This window comes from Acidovorax sp., assembly GCF_046314175.1.
In the GTDB taxonomy this organism is placed as follows: Bacteria; Pseudomonadota; Gammaproteobacteria; order Burkholderiales; family Burkholderiaceae_C; genus Acidovorax.
Genome location: NZ_JBKBXG010000132.1, coordinates 1 through 9,769, shown reverse-complemented (window position 1 = coordinate 9,769; position 9,769 = coordinate 1). Strand labels below are relative to the sequence as shown.

The following is a 9,769-nucleotide window of genomic DNA, read 5'->3' as shown; positions in this document are numbered from 1 at the left end:
GATGGATTCGAGGGGCGCCTGGCTCAGCAGCGCGGGCGCCACCTGCGCGGCCTGCAGGCTGCGCACCACGGCGGCAGCCGTCACAGGTGTGCCGTCATGAAAACGCGCCCCGGGCCGCAGCTCAAAGTGCCACACCAGCCCATCCGCCGATCGGCGCCAGAGCCGCGCCAGCGCGGGCCGTGGCTGGCCATCGTCTGCAGCGTCCAGCAGGGTTTCGGTGACCTGCAGGCGTGTGAACACATAGCCGCTGCTGGCGGGCGCCAGGCCGCTGATCTCCCACGGGCCGACGATTTGCAGCGGTGCGGGGGCTGAGTCGGGTGGTGAGCCTTGTGCCCAAGTGGCGGGCAGGGCGCCCGCCAACAGCGCGGCCACGGGGGCCTGCAAGGCGCGGCGCCGCGTCAGCGGCCTAAGAAAAGTCGAGGAAGTGTTCATTTTTCAGTTTTCCATAGCCCTGCGCGTTCGCCGCAACCGACGAAACTGGCGCTGCCAAAGACCGGTGCCCCCGCGCAAGGGCCGCCCCGCCGCGCTGGGGGCGTCCCCCTCCCGCGTAGCGAGAGAGGGGGAAGGCGCGAAGCGACTCAGGGGGTGCTTCATCAAAACTTGGCCTGCAGCCCGACGGTAACGGTGCGCGCGGCCCCCGGCGCCACCCACACGCGGCTGTACGAGCTGGTGTAGTGCACCTTGTTGAACACGTTGTCCACGTCCAGCGACAGGTTCAGCGTGGGGCTCAGGCGCCAGTACGCCATCAGCTTGGCCGTGGTGTAGCTGGGCAGCTCAAACGCGGCGGTGCCTGCATTGGCCTCGGCCTGCGTGCGGGCCTGGCCCAGGCGCTTGCCCATGTGCGTCACGCCGCCACCCACGCCGTAGCGCTGGCCGTTGGCCAACTGGTTTTCGTACACCGCCAGCACGCTGCCGTTCACGCGCGGCACGTTCAGCAGGCGGCCGCCCACCTCCAGCGTGTTGTCGCGGGTCACCTCCACGTCGTTGACGACCAGACTTGCATTCACGCGCCAGTGGGGGCTCAGGCGGCCGGCCAGGTCCAGTTCCAGGCCCCGGCTGCGCACTTCGCCTGCAGCGGCGGAGAAGCCCGCGTTCAGCGGATCGCTGGTCAGCACATTGCGCTTGGTGATGTCGAACAGCGCAGCCGTGGCGCCCAGGCGCTGGTCGGCGCTCTCCCACTTGGCGCCCAGCTCCAGCGCGCGGGATTTTTCGGGGTCAAAGCCATTGCCCGCCACATTGCTGCCCGTGTTGGGGCGGAACGAGCTGCCCGCATTGGCATACACCGTCCACCCCGGCGTGGGCAGCCAGCTCACGCCCAGGCGTGGCGACACGGCCGAAGGGCTTTGCGCCGTGGTGCGGTTGGTGATGCGGTTTTGCAGGCTCTGGTCGTAGTTATCGGCCCGCAGCCCGGCCATCACGCGCCACTGCTCACCCAGCTTCAGGGTGTCTTGCACATACAGCGCCGTGTTGCGCTGCTTCTCCAGCGTGTCGGTGTTGCGCCCCGGCGTGGGCTGGGCCTGGCCGTACACGGGGTTGAAGATGTCGATGGCATAGGGCGCAGTTGTGCTGGGGTTCACCCGCAGCATCACCGAATCCATGCTGAACCGGTAGCTCTCCACGCCCACCAGCAGCTCATGCTCCAGCCTGCCCGTGCGCAGGTTGCCCTGCAGCTCGGCCTGCACGGCCACGTCGTCCGACTGGAAGTCGCGAAAGCGCCGCTGGCGCGTCAGCGTGCGGCCGTTGGCCTGCAGCGCGGTGGCTTCGGTCGAGAAGCCCTCCATCCCTGTCTCGCGGTACGACAGCCCCACGCGGCTGCGCCAGTCGGGGTTCCACTCGTGCGACAGCACCAACTGGTGCGTCTGGTTGGTCACCGTCACGTTGCCATCGGCAGGCTCGCCCAAAAAGCGGCTGGCAGGCACCACGCCCAGGCGGTTGTTGACCGCCACTACGCCCCGGTCCAGCGGCGTGGCGTGGCGCAGGTATTCAGAGGTGTATTCGAGCACCGTGTCGGGCGAGAGCTTCCACGTAAACGCCGGGGCCACCACCTGCCGCTGCGCGCGCACATGGTCGCGAAAGCTGCCCTTGTCTTCCACCGCCACGTTCAGGCGGTAGGCCAGCCGGTCGTTGATGGGGCCCGTGGTGTCCAGCGCCGCACGGCCCAGGCTGTTGCTGCCCGCGTAGGCCTCCACCGAATGCGCGGCCTTCCACAGCGGCTTCTTGCTCACGATGTTGAGCGTGCCGCCGGGCTCGCTGCTGCCATACAGGGCCGCCGCCGGGCCTTTGAGGAACTCCACCCGCTCCACCCCCGCCAGGTCGCGCGGTGCGTTAAAGCCCCGGTTGGACGAAAACCCGTTGAGCAGCGTCGCCATGCCCGTGTTCTCGTTGCCCGGCAGGCCCCGGATGGCGATGTTGTCCCACAGCCCGCCAAAGTTGTTCTGGCGCGAGACACCGCCCACATAGTCCAGCACATCATCCAGCCGCGTGGCGCCCAGGTCGTCCAGCGTCTGGCGCGACATCACGCGCACCGATTGCGGCAGCTCGCGCAGCGGCAGGCTGGTCTTGGCGCCCTCGGCCTCGTCGGCATAGTAGGTGCCCGAGGCACTGCGGCCCACCACGTCCACGGCAGACAGGGTGGGTGGCGTGACCACATCGCCGTCTGCGGCCCAGGCGGGGTGGAGGGAGGCCAGCAGGGCCGCCGCCGCCAAGGCCGTCAAGGTGGGGCGTGGCAGGGGAGCAGGGCGGGAAGAAGAAACAGACGCGGATGAAGAACGCATGGCAAACCAGTCCAAAAGCGGTGAATGCAAAAGCCAGGAGCAACGCGGCCCACACCCGCCTGGGTAGCGGCGGGCACACAAGGTCGCGTGCCCGCACCCACCCCACGGGGGTGAATGCAAGGGCGAAAACGAGAAGGGGATGCGCTATAGAGCGCAGGCTGGCTGGGGCCCGACGCTGTCAAGCCCGCTGGGCTGGCGGAGGATCGCGTGCCGCAAACGGCCAGCGCACCTGCTGGGCCGTGAAGGGGTCTGCGCTGTGCGGCGCGATGGCGCTGGGTTCTGCGGGGACTTGCGGTTGGCGGGCCGGTGCATGCGCCAGCCCCGCCTCCAGCGCGTGGGTCAGGCACCAGGCGCAGGTGGTGTGTGTCTCTTCGCTGTGTTCGTCGCTGGCTGCTGAGCTGGTTGCCAACGCATCCACATCGCCTGCGGTTGCCGAGGCTGTGGCGCTGCGCACCAGCTCCTGAATGTGCCGCGCTTCATGCAAGGGCGCACTCGCCAGGGCGTTGAACAACGCCACCAGCAGAAGCACGATGTGGAAAGGCAGGGCGGGGATGGTGCGGCGCAGCATGAGGGGATGCGAATCATACTCAACTGCGAGCAGGGCTTGGTGGTTAGACACTATGTCTAGATTGGTGCGACTGCTTGACCCAGCAATCGAATGGCATGGCCGCTCTATTACGAATGTAGATGCGCTGCAGTAAAACGGCAGAACTCGTTGCGGCTTACTCGGCTGTCTTGGAAAATGGTATTTTCGTGATTTGAGGGCGTACACCGACGAGAAATCACTCGGGCCAAGACGCCGTACTTTTTGTTTGAGCCCTAAATGCAGTCATGTGCCCGAGTCTTAAGCGATAAATGAAATGCTTTGTTATTAGTATAGTGTTACACTGAAACTAATTTAAACCACCTGTACTACCTAGGAGAAATCGTGCAAGTAGATAGAATTTCTGTAGTGAATTTCAAACGCGTGGTTGAGTTAGAGATTGATGTTGGGTCGATTACTTATCTTGTTGGGGGAAATAATTCTGGGAAAAGTAGCGTGCTTCAGGCCATCCATATGGGTGTCAGCTGCGCTCAGATATCTGCAGAGTTTCAGCAGGTGGTTATTGCTGAATCCAGCCTTCGTTATTGTCCAACCGGTGATTTTCAGACCCTTGGCAACTCAGCACCATATGAAAATAGAAAAGACGGTTCTCGAGGTAGGATAGAATTTTTTGGGAAGACTGCAGACGGGGCCGATGCTAGTTATAAGGTTGAAATTTACAAAGCTAGAAACCACCACAATGTTGGAGTTGATCGAAGTGGTGTTTATCCGGGTTTTGGGCAGTTCATATCGGATCACGCAAATCTATTCTCGGTTTACGTGCCTGGATTAGCTGGAATACCACATTATGAGGAAATGCAGAGTTATGCCTCGGTTTTTAAAAAGGCTGCGGGAGGTGAGGCGAACTTGGTTTTTCGTAATATTATTCGTCTATTGGATGAGCGACGGCTTTTGTATAAACTTCACTCCCTGATGTTTGATATCATTGGTCCGTGCAAATTTCGGGTTGACTTTGATTCTTCCAAAGACTTGTTTGTCGATGTCAAAGTCTCTTTTACTGCCGGATACGCTGAAGATACGTTTGTTCCGATTGATTTGTCTGGGACTGGTGTAATACAGATAACGCAAATTTTTGCATACGTAATTCTTTTTAATCCAAAACTAATTCTGATTGACGAACCCGACAGTCATTTGCATCCCTCAAGGCAGTCACTTCTTTCGGCTGCGTTCGCCCGAATTGTTGAAGAATACTCTTGCAAAGTAATAGTCTCAACTCACAGCAGGCACCTCGTCAGCTCCGCATCGAATGGGACTAATATAATTTGGCTTCGAAACGGCAAGGTTGAAATGCATGATGAAAGTGGGTTGGCATCTATGTTGTTAGATATAGGTGCGCTAGACCAGTTGGATTCCAGTGGTGGGGATATTCTGTTTTGCACTGAAGATGCGGGCAAAAAGCAGCTTGAAGACTGTATAGCTAGCTTGGGGTTGAAGGAGATTGTTAAGGTAATATCGTACAATGGCATAAATAATGCGGCGTCTGCCATTGTAATTAATAATATCTGCGAGCTATTTGTCAAGCGGCCGCGTGTGGTGATTCATCGTGATCGCGATTTTCTTGTTGATGAAGAAATTGCTAAATGGTCTGAGCCATATGTAAAAGAAGGGATGGAAATATTTTGCCCCAGACTGCCAGATATGGAAAGTTACTATGTGCTGGCAGATCACTTTGCGGAAATTTATGGAATAGATAAAGATATCGCAGAAGAGTACATTGCCGATATATCTCGTGAGAATTTGGATAGATTTCGAAAAAAGTTCCGGGAAAAAAGACGTGATGCGGTCAAGAAGTTCTGGGTTGACGGTGGTGGGCCTGCCACAGAGGCGCTGTGGCCAAATGACGAGGGTACGAATATAAATCGTATATTGGGCAAAGAACTTCTGCCTAAACTGAATGCACTCGGGCAAAATAGATACGGTTTTGCGCGCAATCTCTTTGCTACCCCTAGCACAGATTTATCTCGAGAAATTAAAGATTTTCTAGATGCACATAATTTGATTCGGCGCTGAAACCGGCTACCGACCATGACTGGAATGGGCTATGGTGCTGCCGTTATAAGAATCTCTGTTTGCTCATAAAAAATGCCAGCAGACGCTGGCATTTTTTATTTGGCGGAAGAGTGATTACCCCTTCTGCACCATCTTAATAATGCTGGAAAAATCCAGCCCCCCATGCCCCGCCAGGCTGTGCGCCGCATACAAATTGCGCGCCATCCCCCCCAGCGGCGTAGCAGCCTTCACCGCCATCGCATTCTCCTGCGCCAAGCCCAGGTCCTTCAGCATCAGGTCCGTCCCAAACCCACCCGCGTAACCCTTGCTGGCAGGGGCGGTTTCCATCACGCCGGGGAAGGGGTTGTACTTCTCCAGCGCCCAGTTGCCGCCCGAGCTGCGGCGCATGATTTCGCTCAGCACCTTGGGGTCCAGGCCGTTGGCTACGCCCAGCGCGATGGCTTCGCTGGTACCGGCCATCAGGATGCCCAGCAGCATGTTGTTGCAGATCTTGGCTGTCTGGCCTGCGCCCACGCTGCCTGCGTGGAAGATGTTGGCGCCCATTTTTTCGAGCACGGGGCGGGCGCGTTCCAGGTCGGCAGCGTCGCCGCCCACCATGAAGGTAAGGGTGCCTGCGATGGCGCCGCCGGTGCCGCCGGAGACGGGCGCGTCGATAAAGGCCACGCCCTTGGCCTTGGCGGCCTCGGCCACTTTGCGGGAGGTGGCGGCTGCGATGGTGGAGCAGTCGATGATCAGCGTGCCCGCAGGCAACTGGGCCAGCAGCTCGCCCGCGCCGAGGAACAGGCCTTCCACATGCTGGCTGGCGGGCAGCATGCTGATGACGACTTCGGCACCTGCGACGGCTGCCTTTGCGTCGGCGGCGATGGGCACGCCGTCTGCGGCCAGCTTGTCGCGGGCGGGTTGCGAGAGGTCGAATGCGCGCACTTCGTGGCCTGCCTTGTGCAGGTTGTGTGCCATGGGGCCGCCCATGTTGCCGAGGCCGATGAATGCGATTTTCATGCTGTGTTGCTCCTGGATGTCGTTGTGATGGTGAAAGGGAAGGGGTACGGTTTTGGTATGAATTTGATAGCTAGAAAGGCTTGTCGATAGAGCGGTAACGGCCAAAAAAGCTTGAAATCTAGGGGCTGATGTCGGCCCCACGGCTGGCTAGCTCGGCGCGCAGCACCGAGCGGTGGCAGCGGGCTTCGTCCTCGCAGTAGCAGCCCAGCGACATGGCGCTGTGGTGCGACAGCGCGGCCAGCAAATCGAGCGTGCGGCTGGCCTCGGGCTGGGCCAGTTCTTTGCGGAACTGTTTGGCGAAGGCCTCCCACGCCTTGTCGCCTTCTTGGCCGCTGGGCACCTGCTGGCCCTGGGCCATGAGGTCGGCGCTGGGGGAGAGCAGGGGGTACCACACGTCGTAGTAGTCGCGGGTGGCGAACTCGGCCTTGGGCACGCCACGTGGCGGGCGGCGCACGGTGCCGATGCGGGTGCCTTCCCCGGCGGCGCGCGGGGTGCCAAGGCGGACGATGCGAAGGGGCATGGTGGTGGGCTCCAGTAGGGGGGGGCAGATCAGTCGTCGGCTTCGAAGATGCTGTGCTTCTTGGCGGCGGCTTTTGTCTTCGGCTTGGTGCCGGTGCTGGCGGGTGCTTTCTTCGCTGCAGCCGGAGTGTTGGTTGTTTTCTTCTTGCGCGGAGAGGCCTTGGCCAGAGGGTTGTAAGCCAGGGCTTCTTCGACCCAGTAGTTCCACTGCGCGCGCGTGGCGTAGCCGTTGGGCTCCACCCAGAAGTAGCCCTGCATGCCGCCGCCGGGCGATAGTTCGCGGGTGTTCTGCATCTCTTGCAGTTCGCCGTGGCGGTCCGGTGGCAGGCGCACCAGCAGCTCTTCACCTTTGATGCCAATGCACAACTTGCCGTCCACAAAGAAGCAGTAGCAGCCGAACATGGTCCGTTCTTCCACGTCGCTGCGGTGCGCGAGCGCCGTGCGGACGGCGTCAATCAGGTGCAGGGTTTCGTCGGAGAGGGGGCGGGCGGGCATGGGTTCTGATTCAAATAGACTGCTACCGCCCGTTGGATAGGCGCTAGCCGCTATGAAAACAGGAGTAAGCGCTCAGCGAATCACCTCCGTCGCATCCCCATCCAGCATGCGCCGCGCAATGATCACCCGCATGATTTCATTGGTGCCTTCCAGAATCTGGTGTACGCGCGCGTCGCGCAGCAGGCGCTCCAGCGGGTACTCGCGGATGTAGCCGTAGCCGCCGTGCAACTGCAGGGCGTCGTTGATGACGGTGAAGCCTGCGTCGGTGGCAAAACGTTTGGCCATGGCGCAGTAGGTGGATGCGTCGCGCGCACCGGCGTCGAGTTTGCTGGCGGCCAGGCGCACCATCTGGCGCGCGGCCACCAGCTCGGTCGCCATGTCGGCCAGCTTGAACTGTAGCGCCTGGAAGCTGGCGATGGGTTTGCCGAACTGCTTGCGGTCTTGCATGTACTGCTGGGCGGCGTTGAGCGCGCCTTGCGCCGCACCCACGGAGCAGGTGGCGATGTTGATGCGGCCGCCGTCCAGGCCCTTCATGGCGATCTTGAAGCCTTCGCCCTCGCGGCCCAGCAGGTGGTCGGCGGGGATGCGTACGTTGTCAAAGCTGATGGTGCGGGTGGGCTGGCTGTTCCAGCCCATCTTCTGTTCCTTCTTGCCGTAGCTGATGCCGGGCGCATCGGCGGGCACGGCAAAGGCGCTGATGCCGCTGGCGCCCGATTGCGCATCGCCGGTGCGGGCCATGAGCACCAGCACGTCGGTGCTGCCTGCGCCGCTGATGAAGGCCTTGCTGCCGTTGATGACGTATTCGTTGCCCAACAGCTCGGCGCGGGTCTTGAGCGATGCGGCGTCGGACCCTGCGCCGGGTTCGGTCAGGCAGTAGCTGGCGAGCTTTTCACCCGTGGTCAGCAGCGGGCCCCAGTGGTCGCGCACGGCGGGCGTGGCCCAGGTGCCCAGCATCCAGGTGGCCATATTGTGGATGGTGATGAAGGCGGTGGTGCTGGGGTCCACAGCCGCCATTTCTTCAAAGACCAGCGTGGCGTCCAGGCGGGGCAGGGCGAGGCCACCGGCGGCTTCGGGCGCGTACAGGCCACAAAAGCCCAGCTCGCCCGCCTTGGCAATCGCCTCGCGCGGGAAGATGCCTTCCTCGTCCCAGTGCGCGGCGTGGGGTGCGAACTCAGCTTGTGCAAAGTCGCGGGCCGTCTGGGCAAAGGCGCGTTGTTCTTCGGTGAGTTCAAAGTCCATACTGCTTGTCTCGTTGGTTCTTGTTGTTCTGGGGTGAAGTTTTTAAGGCTTGGCAGACGGATGGTCCAGCGTCAGCCAGCGCATCAGGCCTCTGCGGCGGTTCTCGGTCTCTGCGGTGAGGCAGTCGTGGTACAGGCGCGGCCACTCGGGTTCTGACTCACTGGCGCGTGTGGCCTGCTTGCAGCGCGTGATGCGGTCGCGCTGCCAGTTGGTGTGCTCCTGGCGCAGCTGGGGGCGTTCATGGGCCGACAGGGCGCGCATCACATCACCGTAGAGGATGGCGATCTGCGTGTCCGCGACCTGGTAGGCCTTGACTGCGCACGCGTTGGTCTCTTCCAGGCTACCGGCGTCGCGGCACGCGGCGCCTGCCTGGGCGAAAACACCCGGGCTCAGCAACAACGCACCCCCGGCGGTTGCAGTTACGGCCACCGCTGACACCCAATTCTTCAGTTTGAAAATTTGCATGTCCTGCTTTTACCACCGACCAATGCAGTCAAAACCGGCGCGGCCCAACGCCAGCGCCACCGTGCAAGGGCCGCCATCTCACGGTTCAGGCACGGGTGGCGTCCCCCTTCCGCATGGCGCAGCGATGCAGAGAAAAGGGGGAAGCGGCGCAGCCGCTCAGGGGGTTATTTCAGGCTAATTGTGGTGTTGACACCCTGGCTCACCGTGCTGTCATCAAACCAGCGGGCCGTTACCGTCTTGGTCTGCGTGTAGAACATCACGACCTGCTTGCCGTAGGGGCCCAAGTCACCCAGCTTGGAAGCGCGCGAGCCGGTGAACGAGAACAGTGGCACTGGCACGGGGATTGGCACGTTGATGCCGACCTGGCCCACGTCGATCTCTTCTTGGAACTTGCGCGCTGCCGCACCCGACTGGGTGAAGATGGCAGTGCCATTGCCGTTGGGGTTGGCGTTGATGAACTCGATGGCTTCGTCGATGTCGGCGGCGGGCACCAAGGCCAGCACGGGGCCAAAGATTTCCTGGTCGTAGATGGCCATGCCGGGCTTCACGTTCGAGAAGATCGTCGGGCCCACAAAGTTGCCCTTTTCATAGCCGGGCACCACGGGCTTGCGGCCATCGAGCTCCAGCGTGGCGCCGTCGGCAATGCCGCGCTCGATCAGGCCTT

General features: G+C 61.4%; 10 protein-coding genes. 1 reads left to right on the top strand and 9 read right to left on the bottom strand.

The features are described 5' to 3' along the window. The 3 genes from ACK4OE_RS23900 to ACK4OE_RS23890 form a co-directional block, all read right to left on the bottom strand. Positions 1-432 (bottom strand): ABC transporter substrate-binding protein (locus ACK4OE_RS23900; RefSeq protein WP_409888786.1); only part of this gene is annotated, 432 nt, incomplete at its 3' end. A gap of 161 nt (positions 433-593) precedes the next feature. After that, positions 594-2,774, bottom strand: coding sequence for a TonB-dependent siderophore receptor (locus tag ACK4OE_RS23895; protein ID WP_409888784.1), 2,181 nt, complete (start codon positions 2,772-2,774; stop codon positions 594-596). 178 nt (positions 2,775-2,952) lie between these two features. Next, a complete protein-coding gene (locus ACK4OE_RS23890; RefSeq protein WP_409888782.1) occupies positions 2,953-3,342 on the bottom strand; it encodes a DUF2946 family protein in 390 nt (129 codons plus the stop codon). A gap of 360 nt (positions 3,343-3,702) precedes the next feature. On the opposite strand from ACK4OE_RS23890, the gene ACK4OE_RS23885 reads away from it, so the two are divergent. Further along, positions 3,703-5,388, top strand: coding sequence for an ATP-dependent nuclease (locus tag ACK4OE_RS23885; RefSeq protein ID WP_409888781.1), 1,686 nt, complete (start codon positions 3,703-3,705; stop codon positions 5,386-5,388). A 114-nt stretch (positions 5,389-5,502) separates the two neighbouring features. Here ACK4OE_RS23885 and mmsB read toward each other — a convergent pair whose 3' ends face one another. The 6 genes from mmsB to ACK4OE_RS23855 form a co-directional block, all read right to left on the bottom strand. Then, positions 5,503-6,528 carry a 3-hydroxyisobutyrate dehydrogenase gene (mmsB, locus tag ACK4OE_RS23880; RefSeq protein WP_409888779.1) on the bottom strand — a complete coding sequence of 342 codons (1,026 nt, stop codon included), beginning with the start codon at positions 6,526-6,528 and terminating at the stop codon, positions 5,503-5,505. After that, positions 6,506-6,907, bottom strand: a complete 402-nt coding sequence (locus ACK4OE_RS23875; protein WP_409888777.1) for a DUF488 domain-containing protein — start codon at positions 6,905-6,907, stop codon at positions 6,506-6,508. The genes mmsB and ACK4OE_RS23875 overlap by 23 nt, the downstream gene beginning before the upstream one ends. 29 nt (positions 6,908-6,936) lie before the next feature. Beyond that, entirely contained in the window at positions 6,937-7,401 is a 465-nt protein-coding gene (locus ACK4OE_RS23870; RefSeq protein ID WP_409888775.1) for a TfoX/Sxy family protein, read from the bottom strand. Positions 7,402-7,473: 72 nt separating this feature from the next. Further along, the gene (locus ACK4OE_RS23865) at positions 7,474-8,640 is read right to left on the bottom strand and encodes an acyl-CoA dehydrogenase family protein (RefSeq protein WP_409888774.1); all 1,167 of its coding nucleotides are present in this window, start codon (positions 8,638-8,640) and stop codon (positions 7,474-7,476) included. A gap of 42 nt (positions 8,641-8,682) precedes the next feature. Next, complete coding sequence (locus ACK4OE_RS23860; protein ID WP_218301185.1) at positions 8,683-9,105, bottom strand: lysozyme inhibitor LprI family protein; 423 nt, start codon at positions 9,103-9,105, stop codon at positions 8,683-8,685. Positions 9,106-9,269: 164 nt separating this feature from the next. Then, positions 9,270-9,769 (bottom strand): aldehyde dehydrogenase family protein (locus ACK4OE_RS23855; protein ID WP_409888772.1); only part of this gene is annotated, 500 nt, incomplete at its 5' end.

Bases quoted from the DNA above. Each gene is read 5' to 3' on its own strand.
- ACK4OE_RS23895 (WP_409888784.1), bottom strand. From the start codon at position 2,774: ATGCGTTCTTCATCCGCGTCTGTTTCTTCTTCCCGCCCTGCTCCCCTG.
- ACK4OE_RS23890 (WP_409888782.1), bottom strand. From the start codon at position 3,342: ATGCTGCGCCGCACCATCCCCGCCCTGCCTTTCCACATCGTGCTTCTG.
- ACK4OE_RS23875 (WP_409888777.1), bottom strand. From the start codon at position 6,907: ATGCCCCTTCGCATCGTCCGCCTTGGCACCCCGCGCGCCGCCGGGGAA.
- ACK4OE_RS23870 (WP_409888775.1), bottom strand. From the start codon at position 7,401: ATGCCCGCCCGCCCCCTCTCCGACGAAACCCTGCACCTGATTGACGCC.
- ACK4OE_RS23865 (WP_409888774.1), bottom strand. From the start codon at position 8,640: ATGGACTTTGAACTCACCGAAGAACAACGCGCCTTTGCCCAGACGGCC.
- ACK4OE_RS23860 (WP_218301185.1), bottom strand. From the start codon at position 9,105: ATGCAAATTTTCAAACTGAAGAATTGGGTGTCAGCGGTGGCCGTAACT.